The sequence below is a fragment of the Blattabacterium cuenoti genome (assembly GCF_014252415.1).
Lineage (GTDB): Bacteria > Bacteroidota > Bacteroidia > Flavobacteriales > Blattabacteriaceae > Blattabacterium > Blattabacterium cuenoti_Y.
Genome location: NZ_CP059223.1, coordinates 557624 through 580138, shown reverse-complemented (window position 1 = coordinate 580138; position 22515 = coordinate 557624). Strand labels below are relative to the sequence as shown.

The 22515-nt window shown below is 21.1% G+C and carries 24 protein-coding genes and 3 tRNA genes; 22 read left to right on the top strand and 5 right to left on the bottom strand.

The features are described from left to right. Positions 1–208: 208 nt before the first annotated feature. The 13 genes from H0H33_RS02865 (at position 209) to H0H33_RS02805 (ending at position 11455) form a co-directional block, all read left to right on the top strand. A complete protein-coding gene (locus H0H33_RS02865) occupies positions 209–1366 on the top strand; it encodes a mechanosensitive ion channel family protein (RefSeq protein ID WP_238785599.1) in 1158 nt (385 codons plus the stop codon). A gap of 310 nt (positions 1367–1676) precedes the next feature. Continuing rightward, positions 1677–3962, top strand: coding sequence for an aconitate hydratase (locus H0H33_RS02860; RefSeq protein WP_185877891.1), 2286 nt, complete (start codon positions 1677–1679; stop codon positions 3960–3962). Beyond that, positions 3959–4183 (top strand): membrane protein insertion efficiency factor YidD, encoded by a 225-nt coding sequence (gene yidD / locus H0H33_RS02855; RefSeq protein WP_185877890.1) that lies wholly within the window; start codon positions 3959–3961, stop codon positions 4181–4183. Before H0H33_RS02860 ends, yidD begins: the two co-directional genes overlap by 4 nt. A gap of 21 nt (positions 4184–4204) precedes the next feature. Next, a complete protein-coding gene (gene lgt / locus H0H33_RS02850; RefSeq protein WP_185877889.1) occupies positions 4205–5077 on the top strand; it encodes a prolipoprotein diacylglyceryl transferase in 873 nt (290 codons plus the stop codon). Between the two features lies 1 nt (position 5078). Further along, positions 5079–5606, top strand: a complete 528-nt coding sequence (locus H0H33_RS02845) for a DUF192 domain-containing protein (protein ID WP_185877888.1) — start codon at positions 5079–5081, stop codon at positions 5604–5606. Between the two features lie 70 nt (positions 5607–5676). After that, on the top strand, positions 5677–6006 hold the full coding sequence (locus H0H33_RS02840) for a HesB/IscA family protein (RefSeq protein ID WP_185877887.1): 330 nt from the start codon (positions 5677–5679) through the stop codon (positions 6004–6006). Further along, positions 6007–7446: a Fe-S cluster assembly protein SufB gene (gene sufB / locus H0H33_RS02835; protein ID WP_185877886.1), complete on the top strand. Its 1440-nt coding sequence runs from the start codon at positions 6007–6009 to the stop codon at positions 7444–7446. A gap of 19 nt (positions 7447–7465) precedes the next feature. Further along, positions 7466–8218 (top strand): Fe-S cluster assembly ATPase SufC, encoded by a 753-nt coding sequence (sufC, locus tag H0H33_RS02830; protein WP_185877885.1) that lies wholly within the window; start codon positions 7466–7468, stop codon positions 8216–8218. Between the two features lie 13 nt (positions 8219–8231). Beyond that, positions 8232–9527: a Fe-S cluster assembly protein SufD gene (gene sufD, locus H0H33_RS02825; protein WP_185877884.1), complete on the top strand. Its 1296-nt coding sequence runs from the start codon at positions 8232–8234 to the stop codon at positions 9525–9527. Positions 9528–9535: 8 nt separating this feature from the next. After that, positions 9536–10774 carry an aminotransferase class V-fold PLP-dependent enzyme gene (locus H0H33_RS02820; protein ID WP_185877883.1) on the top strand — a complete coding sequence of 413 codons (1239 nt, stop codon included), beginning with the start codon at positions 9536–9538 and terminating at the stop codon, positions 10772–10774. Beyond that, entirely contained in the window at positions 10771–11109 is a 339-nt protein-coding gene (gene rplU / locus H0H33_RS02815; protein WP_238785598.1) for a 50S ribosomal protein L21, read from the top strand. The genes H0H33_RS02820 and rplU overlap by 4 nt, the downstream gene beginning before the upstream one ends. Positions 11110–11114: 5 nt before the next feature. Beyond that, positions 11115–11372 (top strand): 50S ribosomal protein L27, encoded by a 258-nt coding sequence (rpmA, locus tag H0H33_RS02810; RefSeq protein ID WP_185877882.1) that lies wholly within the window; start codon positions 11115–11117, stop codon positions 11370–11372. A gap of 8 nt (positions 11373–11380) precedes the next feature. Continuing rightward, positions 11381–11455: transfer RNA gene (locus tag H0H33_RS02805), tRNA-Arg, on the top strand. A 10-nt stretch (positions 11456–11465) separates the two neighbouring features. Here the strand turns inward: H0H33_RS02805 and H0H33_RS02800 are convergent. Next, positions 11466–11540: transfer RNA gene (locus tag H0H33_RS02800), tRNA-Ile, on the bottom strand. Between the two features lie 107 nt (positions 11541–11647). Here H0H33_RS02800 and H0H33_RS02795 point away from each other — a divergent pair. Beyond that, positions 11648–11950: a ribosome-binding factor A gene (locus H0H33_RS02795; protein ID WP_185877881.1), complete on the top strand. Its 303-nt coding sequence runs from the start codon at positions 11648–11650 to the stop codon at positions 11948–11950. 13 nt (positions 11951–11963) lie between these two features. On the opposite strand, the gene H0H33_RS02790 is transcribed toward H0H33_RS02795, so the two are convergent. Together H0H33_RS02790 and H0H33_RS02785 are read right to left on the bottom strand one after the other, a co-directional pair. After that, positions 11964–12881, bottom strand: a complete 918-nt coding sequence (locus H0H33_RS02790) for a ribonuclease Z (RefSeq protein WP_185877880.1) — start codon at positions 12879–12881, stop codon at positions 11964–11966. After that, positions 12881–13699: a CPBP family intramembrane glutamic endopeptidase gene (locus H0H33_RS02785; RefSeq protein ID WP_317167111.1), complete on the bottom strand. Its 819-nt coding sequence runs from the start codon at positions 13697–13699 to the stop codon at positions 12881–12883. The genes H0H33_RS02790 and H0H33_RS02785 overlap by 1 nt, the downstream gene beginning before the upstream one ends. 141 nt (positions 13700–13840) lie before the next feature. Here H0H33_RS02785 and H0H33_RS02780 point away from each other — a divergent pair, with 141 nt between their 5' ends. Then, positions 13841–14992 carry a M14 family zinc carboxypeptidase gene (locus H0H33_RS02780; RefSeq protein WP_185877879.1) on the top strand — a complete coding sequence of 384 codons (1152 nt, stop codon included), beginning with the start codon at positions 13841–13843 and terminating at the stop codon, positions 14990–14992. Positions 14993–14998: 6 nt separating this feature from the next. Here the strand turns inward: H0H33_RS02780 and rpmH are convergent, their stop codons facing one another. Next, positions 14999–15148 (bottom strand): 50S ribosomal protein L34, encoded by a 150-nt coding sequence (rpmH, locus tag H0H33_RS02775; RefSeq protein ID WP_185877878.1) that lies wholly within the window; start codon positions 15146–15148, stop codon positions 14999–15001. A gap of 282 nt (positions 15149–15430) precedes the next feature. Between rpmH and fabZ the strand changes: the two genes are divergently transcribed. The 6 genes from fabZ (at position 15431) to gap (ending at position 21089) form a co-directional block, all read left to right on the top strand. Beyond that, positions 15431–16684 (top strand): 3-hydroxyacyl-ACP dehydratase FabZ, encoded by a 1254-nt coding sequence (fabZ, locus tag H0H33_RS02770; RefSeq protein WP_185877877.1) that lies wholly within the window; start codon positions 15431–15433, stop codon positions 16682–16684. A gap of 2 nt (positions 16685–16686) precedes the next feature. Further along, a complete protein-coding gene (sucD, locus tag H0H33_RS02765) occupies positions 16687–17583 on the top strand; it encodes a succinate--CoA ligase subunit alpha (protein WP_185877876.1) in 897 nt (298 codons plus the stop codon). A gap of 4 nt (positions 17584–17587) precedes the next feature. Further along, positions 17588–18157 (top strand): aminoacyl-tRNA hydrolase, encoded by a 570-nt coding sequence (gene pth / locus H0H33_RS02760; protein WP_185877875.1) that lies wholly within the window; start codon positions 17588–17590, stop codon positions 18155–18157. An 18-nt stretch (positions 18158–18175) separates the two neighbouring features. Next, positions 18176–18252 (top strand) — tRNA-Arg (locus tag H0H33_RS02755). Positions 18253–18274: 22 nt separating this feature from the next. After that, a complete protein-coding gene (lepA, locus tag H0H33_RS02750; RefSeq protein ID WP_317167117.1) occupies positions 18275–20059 on the top strand; it encodes a translation elongation factor 4 in 1785 nt (594 codons plus the stop codon). Positions 20060–20078: 19 nt separating this feature from the next. Continuing rightward, on the top strand, positions 20079–21089 hold the full coding sequence (gene gap, locus H0H33_RS02745; protein ID WP_185877873.1) for a type I glyceraldehyde-3-phosphate dehydrogenase: 1011 nt from the start codon (positions 20079–20081) through the stop codon (positions 21087–21089). A gap of 7 nt (positions 21090–21096) precedes the next feature. On the opposite strand, the gene H0H33_RS02740 is transcribed toward gap, so the two are convergent. Further along, the gene (locus H0H33_RS02740) at positions 21097–21528 is read right to left on the bottom strand and encodes a type I restriction enzyme HsdR N-terminal domain-containing protein (RefSeq protein WP_185878180.1); all 432 of its coding nucleotides are present in this window, start codon (positions 21526–21528) and stop codon (positions 21097–21099) included. Positions 21529–21567: 39 nt separating this feature from the next. Between H0H33_RS02740 and trxB the strand changes: the two genes are divergently transcribed. Continuing rightward, complete coding sequence (trxB, locus tag H0H33_RS02735; RefSeq protein ID WP_185877872.1) at positions 21568–22512, top strand: thioredoxin-disulfide reductase; 945 nt, start codon at positions 21568–21570, stop codon at positions 22510–22512. Positions 22513–22515 lie beyond the last annotated feature (3 nt).

Below are 22515 nucleotides of genomic sequence, written 5' to 3'. Positions count from 1 at the left end.
AATATTTAAAAATTTTATAATAAATATATTATTTACTAAAATGAAAATAAAATAAAAAATTTCAATTAATTAAAAAATATTTAATTACTTAATTAGATATGTAAATTTATGATTTCAATCGAATAAATTAGTATATAATTTTATGGACAAATATCTTGTTATATCTTTTTTCGTAACAGCTACAAAACTGTTAAGTTTTATAATCATTATGGTAATGATAACATTTTTATTTAAGAAATCATCGAATTTTTTTGTTAAAAAAATTTTAAGTTATATTTATATTGCATGGGGAAATATTTTTTATGAAAAAAAAGTTTTTGATAGTTTATCAAATTTTTTACCATTATTTTTAGGTTTTTTTTTAAGTAAATTTTTTTTTAAAAATCATGATATAATCATTGTTTATTTAGAAATAATATTTAACATTGCCTTTGTGTTAATTTCATTACAATTATTGATTAGAGTAATGAATTCTATTATGGAAATATCTACAAGTGAAAATAATCATAAAACAATAGCTGTTCATTCTTTTTCTCAATTATTAAAAATTATTTCCATAATATTTTGTATACTAATAATTATTGCAATTATTACAAAAAATAACTTAATTAGTATTTTAACTAGTTTAGGGACAATTACAGCTATTGTAATATTAATGTTTAGAGATACTATTTTAGGATTTGTTTCTGGATTACAAATGTCTTCTACAAAAATGATAAAAGTTGGAGATTGGATTGGAATTTCTAAATATAATATAGAAGGAAATGTACTTGAAATAAATTTGATATCTGCTAAAATAGAAAATTTTGATAAAACTATAACTAGTATACCTACTTATGATTTAATTTCTACAGCTGTAACTAATTTTGAAGTAATGCGAAAAAAAAACATAAGAAGAATTAAAAGATCTATAATATTTAATATTCAATCATTTTATTTTTATAATTCAGAAAATTTAAAAAAATATCAAAATATTTATTTAATAAAAAATTATATAAAAGAGAAACAAAAAGAAATAAATTCCTTTTATAAAAAAAATGTATACAATAATGTAGATTTAAATGCAAAAAGATTAACTAATATTGGTCTTTTTCAAAAATATGCTTTAGAATATTTATATCAACATCCAAATATATCTAATTCTGAAACATTAATGGTAAGACATTTGGAACCAACTCATTATGGTCTTCCCATAGAATTATATTGTTTTGTAAAAACTGCTGAATCTATTAAGTATGAACAAATACAAGCAAGTGTTTTTGACCATTTATTAACAGCTTCAAAAGAATTCGGATTAGAAATAACTCAAATAGTTAATTTAGATAAAAAACTAAATTCGATAAATAATAAGAAAATAATTATATGAGTTTATTACAATGAATTAAAATTTATAAAATAAATTTGGAAATATAAAGATGATTCTATATTATTAGATTTTTAATTAAATTAAAAAAATCTCCAAAAGAAAAAATATTAATTTTTTTTAAATTATTTAGAATTCATTTTTTTATTGTAAAAATAAGGATTAAAGTAAAATATGGTTGAGTTTTTATATTAAAAACTATATAATTGATTAGAGGTTATCTACATAGTAAATAATTTTTTAGATTTTTGTAAATAAATTATGTATTTTTCTAATAAAATCTGCAAATCAAAAAATATAAAAATAATTTTTTATGATTTTTAATTTTGAAAAAATAAAAAAATTTTATTCAGAATTCAAATATAAGATTGATAAAGTTAAATCTATAATCAATCGACCGATGACATATTCAGAAAAAATTTTGTACGCTCATATTGACATAAAAAAAATAAATCAACTGGAATTATTTGATCATAAAAAAAATAAAAATTCATATATGAATTTTTATCCGGATCGTTTAGCTATGCAAGATGCTACTGCACAAATGGCAATATTACAGTTTATGCAGACTAAAAAGAATCAAGTATCTATTCCCACTACTATACATTGCGATCATCTTATTTATGCTCAATATGGAAAAAAAAAAGATTTAATAAATTCCAAAAAAGAAAATAAAGAAATATATGATTTTTTAAAATCAACTTCTAATAAATATAAAATGGGATTTTGGGAACCAGGATCAGGAATTATACACCAAGTGGTATTAGAAAATCATGCATTTCCTGGAGGTATGATTGTAGGTACAGATTCACATACCCCAAATTCTGGGGGATTGGGAATGTTAGGAATAGGAATTGGTGGAGCTGAAGCTTCAGAAATAATGTCTGGTTATTTTTTAGAAATAAACATTCCAAAATTAATTGGTGTAGTTTTAAAAGGAAAAATAAGTGGATGGACTTCTCCTAAAGATATTATCTTAAAATTATCTGGGATCATTGGGGTGATGGGAGGATCAAATTCTATTATTGAATATATTGGAAATGGAACAGAAAATATTTCTTGCGCAGGAAAAGCTACCATATGCAATATGGGAGCAGAATTGGGCGCTACGTCTTCCTTATTTCCTTATGATTTTAATATGAAAAATTATTTAATAAATAATGATAGAAAATATATATCAACAATTATAAATAATAATAATATTCATAATTATTTAAAACCGGATGTTGAAGTTTATAATAATCCAAATAATTTTTATGACAAAGTTATAAATATAGATTTATCTGTTTTGGAGCCTTATATAAATGGACCTTTTACTCCTGATAAAGCTACTCCTATATCTAAAATGAAAAAGGAAATAAAAAAGAATAATTGGCCAAATAAACTAGAAATAGGATTAGTTGGATCATGTACGAATTCTTCATCTGAAGATTTATTGAAAGTTCTTGATATAATTAATCAAGCAAAAGAAAAAAGATTAAAAATTAAATCTAAATATATAATATCACCTGGATCTAATAAAGTTTATTCTCTTCTTGAGAAGAATGGATTTATTGATTCTTTTAAAGAATTTGGCGCCGAAATATTTTCTAATGCGTGTGGTCCATGTATTGGTCAATGGAAAAGAAATGATATTAAGAATAATAAAAAAAATACCATTATTCATTCTTTTAATAGAAATTTTTCATCTCGTAATGATGGAAATCCAAAAACATATGCATTTATAGCATCTCCAGAAATTGTTACTTCATTAGTTCTTTCTGGAAGAATAGATTTTGATCCAAGAAAAGATTCATTAATAAATGAAATTGGAGAAAAAATAAAATTAAAAGAACCAAAAATTATTGAAAATATTAAAAAATATAAATTAAGCTTAAAAGAATTAGGATATAAATATCCATTAAGAAATAATAAAAATATATCAATAAAAATAAATAAAAATTCAAAACGATTACAAATTTTATCTCCTTATTCTTCGTGGAATGAAAATGATTTTTTTAATGTTAAATTATTAATAAAAGTAAAAGGTAAATGTACGACTGATCATATATCTACGGCAGGACCTTGGTTAAAATATAGAGGACATATTGAAAATATTTCTAATAATTTATTAATAAAGGCTATAAATTATTTCAATAATAAAACAAATAAGATTAAAAATTTTGTTACAGGTAATTATGATACAGTACCAAATACTGCAAAGTATTATAAAATTAATAATATTATGAGTGTAATTGTGGGAGAAGAAAATTATGGAGAAGGTTCTTCTAGAGAACATGCAGCAATGGAACCTAGATATTTTAAAGTTTGTGTAGTATTAGTAAAATCATTTTCTAGAATACATGAAACTAATTTAAAAAAACAAGGAATTTTAGCTTTAACATTTTTAAATGTATCTGATTACTATAAAATAGAAGAAAATGATACATTTAATTTTTATATAAAAGATTTATTCCCTAATAAAAATTTATTTGTAGATGTGATTCACAATAATAAAAAAAAAGAAAAAATTTTAGTGAAACATTCTTATAATGATAAACAAATTCAATGGTTTAAATGTGGATCATCATTAAATTTTATACAAAAAAATAAAATATGAATTTTTTTAAAATTTTTTTAATAGAAATTGTAATAATTTACAAATTATTAATATCTCCTTTTATAGGAAAAAATTGTCGTTATATTCCTACATGTTCAGAATATATGATTCTTTCATTAAAAAAATGGAATATTTTGAAATCTATTTTTATGACAATAAATAGAATTATTAAATGTAATCCATTTATGAGAAATGATTGGAACTATGATCCTCCTGAATAAAAAATTAATTATAATAAATATATGGAAATATTAGAATATATCAATTGGAATCCTATTCATAAATTTAATATATGGAAAGGAATTACTATTCATATTTATAGTCTAATGTTTATTATTTCTTTTATATTAGGATGGTATATAATGCAGTATATATATCAAAACGATAATATTAATTGTAAATATTTGGATCCTCTATTGAGATATACTTTTTTTGGAACTCTTATAGGAGCAAGATTAGGTCAAGTTTTTTTTTATGATTTATCATATTTTTCTAGCCATTGGATTGAAGCTATATTACCAATTAAGGAAAACTATCATCAATCTTTATTTGGGATTATAAAAGGATATGAATTTGTAGGTTATAGAGGATTATCTAGCCATGGAGCTGCATTAGGTATTTTATTTTCTAATTTTTTATATAAAAAACTAGTATTAAAAGAAAAATCTTTTATTTGGTTATGTGATAGAATATGTATTGTTATTGCAATTTCTTCTATGTTTATTCGTATAGGTAATTTTTTTAATTCTGAAATAATTGGAAAACCTTGTAAATTTCCATGGGCAGTAAAATTTTTACAAATGGATAAGGAATATGGTAAAATGATACCGAGACATCCTACACAATTATATGAATCTATTGTATATTTAATAACGTTTATAACGCTTTGGGTTATATATAGGAAAACAAAAAGATTTAATAATGGATTAACTTCTGGTATTTTTTTTATTTTTGTTTGGTTTTCTCGTTTTTTAATAGAATTTTTAAAAGAACCTCAAGGTAACGAATTCATTAATTTTTATCATTTAAATACTGGACAGTGTCTTAGTATTCCACTTTTTTGTTTAGGAATTTTTTTATTTATTTTTTCAATTTTTAAAGAATATTCTATATAGAATGAAAATAATTAAAATTAAGATAAACAAAATATTTATTCGTTTTTTATTAATATTGTTATTGTTATTATTTTTTTCTTCTGAAAAAAAACAAAATGATAATTTTTTTTATGGGTTTAATATATTAGATATAATATTTATTCCAAATGGATTTTTACATATTATTAATAACAATTTTTCAATAAAAAAAATATATATAGAATTGTGTAAAACTAATGTAGAAAAAAATAATGGATCAAAATATAGATTTCATTTAAAAGAAGATAGTGGAATATTTTTCATATTAGAAAATGAAAATGAATATAGAAAAATAAATATGGAAAATGTTCAAATTCCCTTAGATATAATATATATAGATCAAAATAATAAAATTGTATATATAAATAAATATATTTCTCCAATGAGGAAAATAAAAATTAGGGATTTTCCTAAATCAACAAAAATAAAATATATTTTGGAAGTTAATGCAGGATCTTCAAATAAGTGGAATCTAAAAGAAGGATTCTCTAAAATTTATTTTAACTATTAGTAGTTATTATTTATTTTTAAGTAATAAATATATTCATATATTTGTTATAATAATAAAATTATATTATATAATGATATTTATATCTGAAAAAGCTAAAATTAAACTTAATTCCATTATGAAAGAAGAAGGACTCATAAAAAAAAAGTATTTTGTTAGGTTTGGAATAAAAAATACTGGATGTTCAGGAATTTCTTATGAATTATCTTTTGATAAAAAAAAAAAAGAAGAAGATAAATTATTTCAAGATAAAGAAATAAATATTCTAGTAGATAAAAATAGTATTAAATATTTAAATGGTACTATTTTAGAATATTCAGATGGATTAGATGGAAAAGGTTTCTTTTTTAAAAATCCTAACGCAAAACATACGTGTGGATGCGGTAAAAGTTTTTCACTATAAATGAAAAAAAAAAATAATAAAATATTAAAATATTTTAATAATTCTAATTATAAATATGGTTTTTTTTTATCAATAAAATCAGATACATTATCTGTAGGATTAAACGAAAATGTAATACGAAAAATATCTAAAAAAAAAAAAGAACCTGAATGGATGTTAAAGTGGAGATTAGAATCGTATTTTTTTTGGAAAAAAATGAATCCACCAAAATGGTCAAATATAAAATATAATGTTCCTAATTTTAAAAAAATTAGCTATTATTCTGCACCTAAAAGTAAAATAAATGTAAAAGATTTAGAAAATTCTAATTCGGAATTATCAAACATAGTTGAAAACTTAGGTATTTCTATTAAAAAAAATGTAGAAAATGTAGCTACAGATTTAGTATTAGATTCTGTTTCATTATTTACAACTTTTCAAGAAAAGTTAAAAAAAAAAGGGATAATATTTTGTTCAATAAATAATGCTATAAAAAAATATCCTAAATTTATAAAAAAATATTTAGGATCTGTAGTTTCAAAAAAAGATAATTTTTATGCTGCTTTAAATTCAGCAGTTTTCTCAGATGGTTCTTTTTGTTATATACCAAAAGGTATTCGTTGTCCAATGGAGTTATCTACATATTTCCGTATTAATGAAATGAATACAGGACAATTTGAAAGAACTTTAATTATAGCGGATAAAGATTCTTACGTTAGTTATTTAGAAGGATGCACCGCACCTCAAAGAAATATTAATCAATTACACGCTGCAGTAGTAGAAATAATTGCATTAGAGAATTCAGAAGTTAAATATTCTACTGTTCAAAATTGGTATCCGGGAGATAAAAATGGTATAGGGGGAGTTTTTAATTTTGTAACAAAACGTGGTTTATGTGAAAAAAAATCAAAAATATCTTGGACTCAAGTTGAAACAGGTTCGTCAATTACTTGGAAATATCCTTCATGTATTTTAAAAGGAGATTTTTCTTCTGGAGAATTTTACTCTTTATCTTTAACAAAAAATTTTCAACAATCAGATACTGGGACAAAAATGATACATATAGGAAATCATACGAAAAGTATTATTATATCTAAAGGAGTTTCTTCTGGAAAAGCTCAAAATAATTATAGAGGATTAGTAAAAATTTTATCTAATTCAGAAAATTCTAGAAATTTTTCACAATGTGATTCTTTATTAATAGGAAATAAATGTGGATCACATACTTTTCCATATATCAGTGTTAATAATTCTACTTCTCAAGTAGAACATGAAGCTACTACTTCAAAAATTGAAAAGGAACAAATATTTTATTGTAATCAAAGAGGAATTAATATAGATAAATCAATATCATTAATAGTTAATGGATTTAGTAATGATATTATCAAGAAATTACCAATGGAATTTGCGATAGAAGCAAAAAAACTTTTAGAAATATCTTTAGAAGGATCTATTGGATAATAAAATAAATTATTACCATATGCTAAGTATAGAAAATTTACATGTTTCTATAGGAGAAAATGAAATCCTTAAAGGAATTAATTTAAAAATTAATATTGGAGAAACTCATGTAATAATGGGACCTAATGGATCTGGAAAAAGTACACTTGCTAGTGTAATAGCTGGAAAAGATGATTATAATATAAAAAAAGGAAAAATTTATTTTTTTAATAAAAATTTATTAAATCTTTCTGTAGAAAAACGTGCATGTTTAGGTATATTTTTATCTTTTCAAAATCCAATAGAAATACCAGGGGTTCCCATAATAAATTTTATAAAAACATCCATTAATTCAATACGTAAAGAAAATAATTTGGAAAAAATGTCTTCTAAAGATATTTTATCTAAAGCAAAAGATGTTTCATCAATATTAAAAATGAACGAAAATTTTATATATAGATTTTTAAATGATGGATTCTCAGGAGGGGAAAAAAAACGTAATGAAATATTTCAAATGATAATGTTAAACCCAATCTTTTCTATTTTAGATGAGATAGATTCAGGATTAGATATAGATGCTATAAAAATAATAGCAAAAGGAATTAATATTTATAAAAATAAAAAAAATTCTATTTTAATTATTACACATTATAAAAGATTATTAGATTATATAAATTCAGAATATATCATACATGTTTTATATAATGGAAAAATTATGATATCTGGAAAAAAAGAATTAGTTAATGAACTTGAAAATAAAGGTTATAATTGGATTGAATCATTAAATAAATAATATTTAAATATAAATGATTTTAAGAGATCAAATCAATTTTTTAATTAAGAAGATTATTCAAAAAAATAATTATGATTTATCTTCTATAAAAAAAGAAAATATTGATCTTTATATAAAAAAAGGTTTAAATTTTTCTTCAAAGGAATCCCCATTTATAAAAAATTGGAACGAAAAAAATATTTATTCAATTTTTAATAAAAATTATAATTTATTATTTGAAAATTTTAAACAAAAAAAAATATATGATATAAATCACATAGAAAAAAAATTAGATCTTTTTTATCTAACAAAAAAATCATTTTTATTTGTTTTTTTAAATGGAAAATATATTGATCTATATCATCAAAAATATATAAATATTAAAAAATTATTATCCAATAAAATACATAATTTTTATGGAAAATTGTGTCATAAAAAATATGATGTATTTTGCAGTTTAAATACTATTTTTTCAAAAAATGGAATGTATATTGAAGTCCCGGATAATACTTTTTTAAAAAAACCAATAGAAATTTTACATATTTTTACAAATAAAAAAAATACAATATTTAATCCTAGAGTATTAATAATAGTAGGGAAAAATTCTTATGTTAAGATTATTGAACATTATAAATGTTATGATAAAAATCCTAATTTTATAAATTTAGTTAATGAGATTTATAGTTTAGATTTTAGTAAAATCGATTATTATAAAATACAAGATAAAATAAATAATTTATCCGTAATTGATAATACTTTTTTTAATCAAAAAAAAAATAGTAGATGTAATATTTTTACTTTTTCATTAAAAGGAAAAATAATTAAAAATAATTTAAATATTATTTCTAATGGAAAAAAATCTAAATCATGTTTATATGGATTATCTATATCATCTAATAATGAATCTATAAATCATTCTACTTTTATAAATCATAAATACTCTTATTCTAAGAGTTTTCAATTATATAAAAGTATTTTTTTTAAAAAATCTAATGGAATTTTTAATGGAAATATTAAAATAAATAAAAATATAGAGGAAATAAATGCGTTTCAAAAAAATAATAATATTTTAATGTCAAAAGAATCTAAAATTTATGCTAAACCTCAATTAAAAATCTTTTCTAAAAATGTTAAATGTTCTCATGGTTGTACAATAGGAAATATTAAAAAATCTGAATTACTTTATTTAAAATCTAGAGGAATATCTGAAAAAAATAGTAAAATTTTATTATTATTTTCTTTTTTTAATGAAATAATAAAAAAAATGGATATAAAAATTGGAAATTATATATGTAATAATATCAGTAAAAAATTGGAAAAATTTTTATAGAAAAAAAAATGTTATCCAAAAAAAATATAGAAAAAATTAGAAATGAATTTCCTATTTTAAAAGAAAAAATATATAATAAATCATTAATATATTTTGATAACGCAGCTACTACTCAAAAACCAAAAAAAGTAATTGAATCTTCAAAATTTTTTTATTCAAAAATAAATTCAAATGTTCATAGGTCTATGCATTTTCTATCTAGAAAATCTACCTTATCTATAGAAAATGTAAGAAAAAATATTCAAAAATTTATTTGTGCAAAATATGATTCTGAAATTATTTTTACAAAAGGAACTACGGAATCTATTAATTTAGTTGCATCTAGTATTAGTAATTTTATAAATAAAGGAGATGAAATATTAATTTCTCATATTGAACATCATTCTAACATCGTACCATGGCAAAATATCTGTAATATACAAAAATCAATTCTAAAAATTATACCAATTAATAAAAATGGTGTTATTGATTTAAACAAATTTGAATCATTAATTTCAAAAAAAACTAAAATAGTATCTATATGTCATATATCTAATGTATTAGGTATTATTAATCCAATTAAATATATTATTGATAAATCTCATAAATTTGGTGCTTGGGTTTTAATTGATGGCGCCCAGGCTGTTTCACATTTATGTTTAAATATGCAGGAATTAGATGTAGATTTTTATGTTTTCTCTGGACATAAAATGTATGGTCCAACAGGAGTTGGTATTTTATATGGAAAAAAAGATATACTGAAATGTATTAATCCCTATCAATTTGGAGGAGAAATGATTAAAAATGTAAGTTTAGAAAAAACTACATTTTCTTGTGTTCCATTTAAATTTGAGGCTGGTACTCCAAATATAGAAGGAATATTTGTTTTAGGAGAATCTATAAATTTTATTAGAAAAATAGGATTAAAAAATATTCAAAATTACGAAAAAAAATTAGTAAAATATGCTATAAATAAGTTAGAAAAAATTAATGATATATATATATATGGAAAAATAAATAAAATAGATAAAAAATCTAGTATTATTTCATTTAATTTAAATAAATTACATTGTTTTGATGTAGGATCTATTTTGGATCGTTTAGGAATAGCTGTTAGAACAGGATATCTTTGTGCACAACCGTTAATGAATTTTTTCAAAATAAATGGTATGATTCGTATTAGTTTTTCTATTTATAATACATTTGAAGAAATTGATTATTTATTTGATAGTTTAATAAAAGCAAAAAAAATGTTAAAACGATTATGAATGATATTGTAAATAATTATATGATTGCTGATTTATATGGTAACCAATTAAAATTAATTGAAAATAAATATGTTTATATTCCTTTTTTATCAAAAAAAAAATTAGGAGATGAGTTTTATATATATAAAATTCTTTTATTTTATAAAAATGGATTAATTAGTATTGGAAATCCATATTTGAATAATATAAGTGTTAAAGTTCAAGTTCTAAAACATATAAAAGGAAATAAAATAATTATTTTTAAAAAAAAGAGAAGAAAGGGATATAAAAAAAAAAATGGATTTAGACCAATTTTTTCAAAAATAAAAATAATTTCTTTTAAAGAAAAAAAATAAAAAAAATGGCTCAAAAAAAAGGATCTGGGAGTTCTAGAAATGGAAGAGACTCCTCTGGAAGAAGATTAGGAGTAAAAATCTATGGTGATCAACGTATTTCCATAGGAAATATAATAATTCGACAAAGAGGAACTAAACATCATCCAGGTAAAAATGTTGGCATTGGAAAGGATCATACTCTTTATGCATTAAAAAATGGAATAGTAAAATTTAAAAAAAGAAAAAATAATAAATCATTTGTTTATATTGTAGAACCTAAATAAGTAGAAGAAACTGGATAGTTCAAATAGGATAGAACAACAGTTTCCTAAACTGTAAGTTGTGGGTTCGAATCCCTCTCCAGTTATATACTATAATGGTCCCAGCTGGATTTGAACCAGCGACCTCCTGATTATGAGTCAGATGCTCTAACCAATCTGAGCTATGGGACCTTTAAAAATATTAAGAATAATGTCAATATAACAATATAATAATAATATAATTTATTTTAAATATAAATAATAAATTTTTTTATTGTTATCTTAATTCTATTATATTTATGGATAGAAATAAAATTGTTAAAAATAAAAAAATATTATCTATTTTTTTTATAGAAATAGCTGAAATTTTACAACAAGAATTTTATAATAATAAAAAATTTTTAGTAACATTAATTAATGTTAAATTTAATCATAACATAAATTTTTTAAAACTATACATTAATATTTATCCATTTTCAGAAAAAAATATTATTATTCATATAAAGTCTAAATTATCATTTTATAGAAATATTTTATCTAAAAAACTTAGATATAGAATAAAAAAAATACCTAAATTAGGTATTTATATTATTAATAAATAATATCCAAAAAAATTTATAAAAAATATTTTTTTATTGATTCAGATGCTTCTGTATTATAAAATACCTCTTTTGCTTCTTGTTCAAATTCTTTAATATTAGGAAATCTGTTAGAATAATGTCCTAATAATAATTTTTTTACTTTTGCTTTTTTAGCAATATTAGCAGCATGAATTGTAGTTGAGTGTCCTGTTTTAATTGCTCTATTTTCTTCTTTTTTTAAAAAAGTAGATTCGTGATATAACAAATCTACATATTTTATATGATCTATTATAGGAATATAATATGTTGTATCTGAACAAAATGCATAAGATAATATTTTAGGTGGATCAAATGTTAATTTTGAATTCGGTATTGTTTTACCATTTTTTTCAAAATCTTTCCCCAATTTTAAATTTTTAAAATCTGCTATTGAAATAGAAGGAATTTTATTAATTTCATTTATATTCAATTTTCTTTCACTTAATTTTTCTTTAAATAAAAATCCATTAGTATAAATTCTATGTTTTAATGGTATAGAAAAAATTTCTATTTTTTTATTATCCATTATTTTTTCTATCTTATTAGAATATAATTCTACGTAATAAATAAAATATTTTAATTTAGTATAAGACCATTTAAAATGAATTTCAATTATTTCTTTTAATCCTTTTGGAGCAAAAATAGTTAATGATTTCTCTCTCCCTAATAAGTGAAATGTAGATAATAAACCTATCAATCCAAAAAAATGATCTCCATGTAAATGAGATATAAATATATATATAATTTTATTAAATTTTATTTTTGCTTTTCTTAATTGTATTTGAGTGCCTTCTCCACAATCAATAAGAAAATAAAATCCCTTCATTTTTAATATTTGAGCTGTTGTATGATGATATTTATTAGTTGGAATAGAAGAATGACATCCTAAAATAACTAATGAAGATTTTTCCATTATATTTTTTTCATTTTTTTTCTTTTAAATCTAAATAGAAAATAAGACCCTGAAATTATAAAAATTGATCCTATCATAATAACTAATATATTCATATAAAATGGATTATTTTCATTTAATAAAATATCATGATTAATAGTGTAAAATATTCCAACTGTTGCTACCATATTATTGAATATATGTAATAATATACAATCTAAAATTGAAGAAGTTATGAAATAAGTATACCCTATAAAAGTTCCAATAAATAATCCTCCTACTAATTGCCATGGATTCATATGTGTTAGTCCAAATAAGAATGAAGAAAAAATAATAGCTTTAAATGGATGTATTTTACTTTTTAACATCCCATTCAATATAATTCCTCTAAAAAAAATTTCTTCACAAACTGGTGCTAATAATACAGTAGTTGATAAAAAAGGTAATGGATTTTTTACTTCTTCTTTTAAAAAGAATTCTATCTCTCTATACATGTTTCCTAAAATAGGACCATCTTTTGGAACTAAAGATGATAAATATTCGTTTAATATAATAGTATTAAACATTATAAAAAAAATAACAGCATAAATATACCAAGGAGAAATTTTTATTGATAATAAATTAAATACAAGTTTTTTTCTATAAGACTGATAAAAAATAAAAGTAAATAAAAAAATAAATGGTATTGAGTATGATATCGAAAACATAACACTTTCAGATAGATGAAAAACATCAAAAATTCTCTTTAAAGTAGAATTAAAAAAATTTATAGTAATAAATGAAAGAACTAAAAGAATAGATTCGATATAATTTATTTTAAAATAGTTTTTAATATTCATAATAATATGATACAAAATTATTAGATAACAAAAGTAATAAAATTTGATAATAAAAATGTATAAAATTGTTTAATAAATTTTTTTGTTATTTTCGTAGTTTATATTAATTGTTTATAATTTATAATACTAAATTTTTTATATATGTATTTTTTTAATTCTAAATCTATACTAAAAGATTATGATTCTTTTAAAGAATTAGATATTAATAAATCTAAAATTTTTAAACATTATGATTTAATTAAAATATTGAATAAATATAAAAACAAAAATATTTTTTCTATTAAAACTGTAGGATATTCTATAAATAATAGAAAAATATTTAAAATTAAATTTGGATATGGTAAAATAAAAATTTTTATTTGGTCTCAAATGCATGGAAATGAAACAACAGGAACAAAATCTATGATGGATATTCTTAACTTTTTATTTAAAAAAAAAGATCATGGAACTATAAAATTTTTATCAAAAAAAATTACTATTTTATTTATTCCAATGTTAAATCCTGATGGATCAGAATTTTTTCAAAGAAGAAATGCTATAAATATAGATTTAAATAGAGATGCTATAAAACTAATTTCTCCAGAAATTAAAATTTTATTTAAAGAAATAAAAAAGGAAAATCCAAACATATTATTTAATCTTCATGATCAAAAAAGTGTATATAACGTTAATAATAAAAAATTTAATCCTGCTATATTATCTTTTTTGTCTCCTTTATCTTCATCTTATAAAAAAAATATTAGTTTTGAAAGAATGAAATCTATGGGTATCATATATGAAATAACAAAAGAAATTAAAAATTTTATTCCTTCTATTGCTTCAATAGGAAGATACTCCGATAAATATTATCCTAATGCAACCGGTGATTGTCTACAAAAAATGGGATATTCATGTATATTAATTGAAGCAGGTAATTATCCTGAAGATAATAAGAAAAATTTAGTTAGAAAATATCATACATTATCAATGATATTTTCTTTTTACTTAATTTCTTTTAAAAAGAATATAGAAAAAAATTATAAATATTATTTATATATAAGGAAAAATAGAAAAGTTCTATTAGATAAAGTATATAGAAATATAAAAATAAATATAAATAACTCAACATTTTCATTAGATATTGGAATAAAAAATTTTGATGAATTTAATTTTAAAAAAAAAACTTTAGAATCTAAATTAAAAATAGTTGATATTGGAGATTTATCAAATTTTTTTTCTTATAAAGAAATAAAAAAGAAAAAAATACTTAATTTCATTCCTAAAATTGGAGATTTAGAATCTAGTATTTTTTAATAAAAATTATTTTTTATAATTTAAAACAGTCAATTTTTTTCTATTTTTTCTTCTTCTTCTACATATGATAGAACGTCCATTTTTTGTTCTCATTCTCCTCATAAATCCATGAACGTTAATTTTTTTTCTATTAGAAGGATTAAATGTTCTTTTCATATTAAAGTTAAAGATTAAAATAATATTTTAATATATTATGTATTGTTACTTAACGAAGTAAAGTTAATATATTTTTTCATATTGAATTTTTAAAAATTTTATTATTGGTATTACTGTATTACGTTAATATAATAAGTATTAAAAATCCTATAACAAAACCTGTTAAAAAAATAAATAAACGTCTCATTTCATGAGATATAATTAGTTTAGTTTAGTTAAATTATTTATCTGAATAAATTATTTACACACAATTATTTATTTCTTACTAGATATACATAAAATATGTTAAAAAAACAAAAAACTATTGCAAAAAAAATATTTTTTCAAGGAATAGGTTTATATACTGGAAAAAAAATAAATATTATTCTAAATCCTGCTCCAATATTTACAGGGTTTTTATTTGTAAGAATTGATTTAAATAAAAAACCTTGTATAAAAGTTAATTTTAGTTCTTTTAAAGAAATAAATAAAGGAATTATTTTAGAAAAAAATGGACTAACAATTTATGCAATTGAACATATTATGGCAGCTCTTAATGGAATGGATTTAGATAATGTAATAATAGAATTAGATAATATTGAGGTACCTATGTTAGATGGATCGTCTAAATTATTTGTGGATGCTATAGAAAAAGTTGGAATAATTGAACAAAATGCGGAAAAAAAAATTTTTACAATAAAAGAATTTTTTTCTATAAAAAATAGAAAAACGGGTGGAGAAATTATTGCTATTCCTTCTAATATATTTGAAATAATAATTTTTATGGATTTTGAATCTAATCAAATAGATTCACAAAATGCTTTCTTTAGAAAATTTGATCAATTTAAATTAATTGCTAAATCTAAATCGTTTTGTATTTTAAATAAGGATCATAGAAAAAAAAATTTGATAGGACTTAATTTTAATGAAATAGTTAAACATTTTTTATTGGATATAATAGGTTTTTTTTCATTAGTAGATATAAAAATAAAAGGAAAAATTATTATTCATAATCCTGATAATATTATGATGATAAAATTTTTAAAAAAATTAATGAAAAAAATTTATACATTAAATAAATTAAATATTGTTAAAATAGATTTAAACAAAAAAACAATTTTTGACATAAAAAATATCGCAAATATTTTACCTCATAAACCTCCATTTTTATTTGTGGATAAAATTATAGATTTATCAGATAATCATATAATTGGAATAAAAAATGTTACTATTAATGAATATTTTTTTATAGGACATTTTCCAAATGAACCAATAATGCCTGGAGTATTACAAATAGAATCAATTGCTCAAGTAGGAGGAATACTAATTTTAAGTAAAATACAGAATCCTGAATTATATTCAACTTATTTAATAAAAATAGATAAAGTAAAATTCAAAAAAAAAGTTATTCCTGGAGATATTATGATTCTTAAAGTATATTTATTAGAATCTATGAAAAGAGGAATAATTTTTATGAAAGGAATTGGATATGTAAAAAAAAACTTGGTTGTAGAAGCTGAAATGGTTGCAAAAATAGTACAAAAAATAAATTTATAAATATGAGTATTTTAATTGATAAAAACATTAGAGTTATTGTACAAGGTATGACTGGAAAAGAAGGAATGTTTCATACGGAACAAATGATAAATTATGGTACTAATATAGTTGGGGGAGTTACTCCAGGAAAAGGAGGTAAAAATTTTATGAAAATCCCAATTTTTAATACAGTTGAAGATGCTGTTAATAAAACAGGAGGATTTGTTAGTGTTATTTTTGTTCCTTTTAATTATTCATTTGATGCTATTGTAGAATCTATATTTTCAAATATAAATATAATTGTATGTATTACAGAAGGAATTCCAGTATCAGACATGATAAAAATTAAATATTATTTAAATAATAAAAAAACGATTTTAATCGGACCTAATTGTCCTGGAATTATTTCTCCTGAAAAATCAAAGGTAGGTATCATGCCAAATTCTATTTTTAAAAAAAAAGGTAATGTAGGGATTATATCTAGATCTGGAACTTTAACATATGAAGCGGCAGATCAAATTATGAAAATGGGACACAGTATTTCTACTGCAATTGGAGTAGGTGGGGATAGTATTATTGGAACAGATATTAAATATATTTTAAAACTTTTTTTACAAGATTCTGAAACAGATTGCATTGTAATTATTGGAGAAATAGGTGGACAACAAGAAATAGATGCAATTAAATGGATGATAAATGAAAAAATAATTATTAAAAAACCTATAGTTGGTTTTATAGCAGGAAAAACTGCTCCTCAAGGAAAAATAATGGGACATGCAGGTGCAATTATAAGAAAAAAAATAGAAACTGCACAAGTAAAAATGAAAATTTTGAAAAAATTAGGGGTACATATAGTTTATTCTCCAGATGAAATAGGTATAACAGTAAATAATATAATAAAGAATAATATCAAAAAATAATACAATGAAAAAATTTTTAATAATAGGACTAGGAAATCCTGGGGCTAATTATTATAAAACAAGACACAATATTGGATTCTTTATTTTAGATAAAATATCAAAAAAATATAATGTTTCTTTTATAGAAAGAAAATTAGGTTTTATATCAAAATTAGAATTTGATAATAAATCTATAATTTTGTTAAAACCTACTACTTACATGAATCATAGTGGAAAATCTATTTTTTTCTGGATTAAAAAAGAAAATATATATATAAAAAACATTCTTGTAATATCTGACGATATTTATCTTAAATTTGGAATTATCCGTTTAAGAAAAAAAGGAAGAAGTGGAGGACATAATGGTTTAAAAAGTATAGAAAAAGAAATAAAAACATCAAATTATTCTAGATTTAAATTCGGGATTGGAACAGAAAATAAAAATCTAAAAGAAGTTAATTATCATAATTATGTATTAAATAATTGGAAAAAAGAAGAATTAGATATTTTAGATTCAAAATCTAATAAAATAATAGAAATAATATTTTCATTTATCATAAACGGACTAAATAATACCATAAATTTAATTAAATAATGTATAAAAAAAATATTCAACCTTGTAGTTTAATTTTTAGGATAGAATATAGGATTCCGATTCCTATGGTATGGGTTCGAACCCCTTCAAGGTTATTTAAAATAAAAATTTTATATGATTCATTATATTCGTAATTTTTGTATTATTGCACATATAGATCATGGTAAAAGTACCTTAGCTGATCGTTTATTAGAATTGACTAATACAATACCAAAGAAAAGTAGAAATCAATTATTAGACGACATGGATTTGGAAAGAGAAAGAGGTATTACTATTAAAAGTCATGCGGTACAAATGAATTATAAGCATAAAAATGATAGATATATCCTTAATTTAATAGATACTCCTGGACATGTAGATTTTTCTTATGAAGTATCTCGTTCTATATCTTCTTGTGAAGGAGCTTTATTGGTGGTTGATTGCACAAAAAGTATTCAATCTCAAACAATATATAATTTATCTTTAGCATTAAAAAATAATCTTGTTATTATTCCTGTATTGAATAAAATAGATTTATGTGATTCAAATAATAATGTTTTAAAAGAAATAATGGGGCTATTGAAATGTAAAAAAAATGATATTGTTAATGTAAGTGCAAAATATGGAATAGGTGTAGAAAAAATATTACATGAAATAGTTAATAAAATACCCCATCCAAAAGGAGACACTGATAGTCCATTAGAAGCAACAATATTTGATTCTATATATAATCCATATAAAGGAATAGAAATTTTTTTTAGAATAAAAAATGGATCTATAAAAAAGGGACAACAATTAAAATTGTTTACCACAGGTAAAACTTTTTATGCTAATGAAATTGGTAATCTTAAGTTAAAAAAAATACCTAAAAATAAAATTAATACAGGAGATGTAGGGTATATAATATCAGGAATTAAAAATACTTCTGAAGTAATAGTGGGTGATACAATAATAGAATTTAATTGTTCTAAAATAACAAAAATAAAAAATATTGAGAAAGTAAAACCAATGGTTTTTTCTAGTATCTATCCAATAGATAATGATAAATATGAAGAATTACGTAATTCTATGAACAAATTAAAATTGAATGATGCTTCTATTTCATTTACTCCGGAATCTTCTCCTGCCTTAGGTTTTGGATTTCATTGTGGATTTTTAGGAATGTTACATATGGAAATTATTAAAGATCGTTTAGAAAGAGAATTTGGGGTTTCTATAATAGTTACAATACCTAATGTTTCTTATAAGATTTATACAAAAGAAAATAAAGTTATTACAATAAATAATCCATCAAATTTTCCAGAATTTGGAAAATTTAAAAAAGTAGAAGAACCTTATATTTTTATTTCTATTTTTACTAAAAAAGATTATGTTGGAAATGTAATATCATTATGTATAAAAAAACGGGGGGTTATGATGGATCAAAAATATTTTTCATATGAAAAAGTCAAAATATCATTTGAAATTCCACTATCAGAAATTATTTTAGATTTTTATGATAAACTAAAAACTATTACTAAAGGATATGCTACATTTGATTATAATTTTATTGGTTATAGATATTCTAATTTAGAAAAAATTACGATATTAATTAATAATGAAAAAATTGAATCATTATCAATGTTATCACATAAGGATAAATCAAGATCATTAGCAAAAAAGATTTGTAAAAAATTATCTATTTTAATTCCTAAGCATCAATTTAATATACCTATTCAAGCTTCCATATTTGGAAAAATTATAGCAAGAGAGAATATAAAACCTTTAAGAAAAAATGTTATTGATAAATGTTATGGTGGAGATATCAGTCGTAAAAAAAAATTATTAGATAAACAAAAAAAAGGAAAAAATAAAATGAGAAAATTAGGTAAAGTGGAAGTTCCATCTTCTACTTTTATAAATTTTTTGAAAATTAAAGAATGATCTATAAAAATAATTATATATGTCTATTAAAATAGGAATTAATGGAATTGGTAGAATAGGTAAACTAGTTGTACTTTCTGCTCTAAGTAGAAAAAATATAGAAGTTGTTTGTATAAATGATTTAATGTCTATAGAATATTTATCTTATATATTCAAATATGATTCTATTCATCAACATTTTCGAAATAATAAAATTATTGTTGATAAAAATTATTTAATTATAAATGGGAATAAAATTAAAGTTACTAATGAAAAAAATCCTAAAAATTTATCATGGGGGCTTATGGGAGTGGAATATGTCATTGAATCTACAGGTATTTTTTTAAATAAAAATTCTATTCTTGGGCACTTAGAAGCAGGGGCTAAGAAAGTAATATTATCAGCTCCTCCAAAAGGAGATGATATTCCAATGTTTATTATGGGTGTTAATCATAAAAAAATAAGTAAAAACGATATCATTATCTCTAATGCATCGTGCACAACAAATTGTTTAGCTCCTATTGTTAAAGTTTTGAATGATAAATTTGGTATAGATAAAGGATTAATGACTACTATACATGCAAGTACTTCCAGTCAAAATGTAGTAGATTCTATTTCACATAAAGATTGGAGATCCGGTAGATCATCATTAATTAATATAATTCCTTCATCTACAGGTGCTGCTAGTTCATTAGGAAAAATTATACCTAATTTAAATGGGAAATTAACAGGAATGGCTTTTAGAGTTCCTATTTCTAATGTATCAGTGTTAGATTTCACTGTTTGTCTAAAAACTAATGTTAATTATAATGATATAAAATATGAAATGAAAAAAGCATCTGAAACTACTTTATATGGAATTTTAGGTTACACAGAAGAAGATGTTGTTTCTACAGATTTTTTAGGGGATAATAGAATTTCTATTTTTGATGCTAACGCTAGTATAATGTTAACTTCAAATTTTATAAAAATAATATCTTGGTATGATAATGAATTTGGATATTCAAATAAATTGTTAGATATTATTAATTATATGAATGAAATTAAATAATAATGATTTATGGAATAAATTTAATGGAATCAAATCTATTTTTTTTTTTCTTGAAAATAAAATTTTTTAATCCATTACTTATTATTAAATATGGAGATTTTATAAACTTATTGTATAACGATATTTGATCAAATGTTTTTTGTGTTATTACAGTAGATATTGATTTACATTCGATAATTATATGAGGTTTATTATTTTTTTTTACCAGTATATCTAATCTTTTATAAAAAAATTTATTTATGTATATAGGGTATTCTAATAAAATGTTGGAAGTATGATACTTTTTTATCTTTTTTAACAAAAAAATTATATATTGACGTGTTACTTCCTCTTCTTTATAAAGAAGAAATTTTTTTCTAATTGTGCAATATATATATATCTTTTCTTTTTTTTTTTTTAAAAAAAGATATTTTTTTATGAAAAAAGACAATGTATTCATTTTATTTAATAATTTTATTGAATTTAATACAAAATTAAAATGAATAATAAAATACATAATTGTATAATTATAGGGTCTGGACCAGCAGGATATTCTGCCTCTATTTATGCAGCTAGATATGGTTTAGATCCAATTATAATTTTAGGAGATTTACCTGGAGGACAATTAACTAATACAAATTATGTTGATAATTATTTAGGATTTCCCCATGGAATTGATGGAAATCAATTTATGGATAATTGTAGAAAACAAGCAGAACGTTTTAATGTTGAAATATTAAATGAATCTGTATATGAGGTAGATTTATGTAATTATATAGGTGGAATTCATAAAATATTTTTTGGAAAAAAAAAAAATAATTTATTAATGAGCAAAGGAGTTATTATTGCTACAGGATCTACTCCTAAATGTCTTGGAATTAAAAAAGAAAGACAGTTACTAGGTGCAGGTATTTCTTTTTGTGCTACTTGTGATGGATTTTTTCATAAAGGTAAAGATATAGCTATAGTAGGTGGTGGAGATACTGCTTTAGAGGATGCTCATTATTTATCAAGAATTTGTAAAAAAGTATATTTATTAGTTAGAAAAAATTATTTTAGAGCATCTAAAATATTACAAAATAATATTATTGATAATGATAATATTAATGTTTTATTTCAGTCTACTATATCAGAAATTATAGGAGATAATGTTTTAAAGGCAATTAAAATATTTAATCATAATACAAAAAAATATCAATTAAAATTAATTAGTGGATTATTCATCGCTATAGGTCATCATCCGAATACAAATATTTTTAAAAATAAATTGAATTTAAATGATAAAGGATTTATTATAGTAAAAAATGGAACAACTAATACTAATATACCAGGAGTTTTTGCTGCAGGGGACGTTCAAGATCCTAACTATAAACAGGCTATTACTTCTGCTGGTAGTGGATGTATGGCAGCATTAGATTTAGAAAAATATTTATATTCATTATAAAAA

What these genes read in the sequence shown, in the direction of transcription:
- H0H33_RS02865 (WP_238785599.1), top strand. Translation starts at nt 209, where the DNA reads ATGGTAATGATAACATTTTTATTTAAGAAATCATCGAATTTTTTTGTT.
- H0H33_RS02860 (WP_185877891.1), top strand. Translation starts at nt 1,677, where the DNA reads ATGATTTTTAATTTTGAAAAAATAAAAAAATTTTATTCAGAATTCAAA.
- yidD (WP_185877890.1), top strand. Translation starts at nt 3,959, where the DNA reads ATGAATTTTTTTAAAATTTTTTTAATAGAAATTGTAATAATTTACAAA.
- lgt (WP_185877889.1), top strand. Translation starts at nt 4,205, where the DNA reads ATGGAAATATTAGAATATATCAATTGGAATCCTATTCATAAATTTAAT.
- H0H33_RS02845 (WP_185877888.1), top strand. Translation starts at nt 5,079, where the DNA reads ATGAAAATAATTAAAATTAAGATAAACAAAATATTTATTCGTTTTTTA.
- H0H33_RS02840 (WP_185877887.1), top strand. Translation starts at nt 5,677, where the DNA reads ATGATATTTATATCTGAAAAAGCTAAAATTAAACTTAATTCCATTATG.
- sufB (WP_185877886.1), top strand. Translation starts at nt 6,007, where the DNA reads ATGAAAAAAAAAAATAATAAAATATTAAAATATTTTAATAATTCTAAT.
- sufC (WP_185877885.1), top strand. Translation starts at nt 7,466, where the DNA reads ATGCTAAGTATAGAAAATTTACATGTTTCTATAGGAGAAAATGAAATC.
- sufD (WP_185877884.1), top strand. Translation starts at nt 8,232, where the DNA reads ATGATTTTAAGAGATCAAATCAATTTTTTAATTAAGAAGATTATTCAA.
- H0H33_RS02820 (WP_185877883.1), top strand. Translation starts at nt 9,536, where the DNA reads ATGTTATCCAAAAAAAATATAGAAAAAATTAGAAATGAATTTCCTATT.
- rplU (WP_238785598.1), top strand. Translation starts at nt 10,771, where the DNA reads ATGAATGATATTGTAAATAATTATATGATTGCTGATTTATATGGTAAC.
- rpmA (WP_185877882.1), top strand. Translation starts at nt 11,115, where the DNA reads ATGGCTCAAAAAAAAGGATCTGGGAGTTCTAGAAATGGAAGAGACTCC.
- H0H33_RS02795 (WP_185877881.1), top strand. Translation starts at nt 11,648, where the DNA reads ATGGATAGAAATAAAATTGTTAAAAATAAAAAAATATTATCTATTTTT.
- H0H33_RS02790 (WP_185877880.1), bottom strand. Translation starts at nt 12,881, where the DNA reads ATGGAAAAATCTTCATTAGTTATTTTAGGATGTCATTCTTCTATTCCA.
- H0H33_RS02785 (WP_317167111.1), bottom strand. Translation starts at nt 13,699, where the DNA reads ATGAATATTAAAAACTATTTTAAAATAAATTATATCGAATCTATTCTT.
- H0H33_RS02780 (WP_185877879.1), top strand. Translation starts at nt 13,841, where the DNA reads ATGTATTTTTTTAATTCTAAATCTATACTAAAAGATTATGATTCTTTT.
- rpmH (WP_185877878.1), bottom strand. Translation starts at nt 15,148, where the DNA reads ATGAAAAGAACATTTAATCCTTCTAATAGAAAAAAAATTAACGTTCAT.
- fabZ (WP_185877877.1), top strand. Translation starts at nt 15,431, where the DNA reads ATGTTAAAAAAACAAAAAACTATTGCAAAAAAAATATTTTTTCAAGGA.
- sucD (WP_185877876.1), top strand. Translation starts at nt 16,687, where the DNA reads ATGAGTATTTTAATTGATAAAAACATTAGAGTTATTGTACAAGGTATG.
- pth (WP_185877875.1), top strand. Translation starts at nt 17,588, where the DNA reads ATGAAAAAATTTTTAATAATAGGACTAGGAAATCCTGGGGCTAATTAT.
- gap (WP_185877873.1), top strand. Translation starts at nt 20,079, where the DNA reads ATGTCTATTAAAATAGGAATTAATGGAATTGGTAGAATAGGTAAACTA.
- H0H33_RS02740 (WP_185878180.1), bottom strand. Translation starts at nt 21,528, where the DNA reads ATGAATACATTGTCTTTTTTCATAAAAAAATATCTTTTTTTAAAAAAA.
- trxB (WP_185877872.1), top strand. Translation starts at nt 21,568, where the DNA reads ATGAATAATAAAATACATAATTGTATAATTATAGGGTCTGGACCAGCA.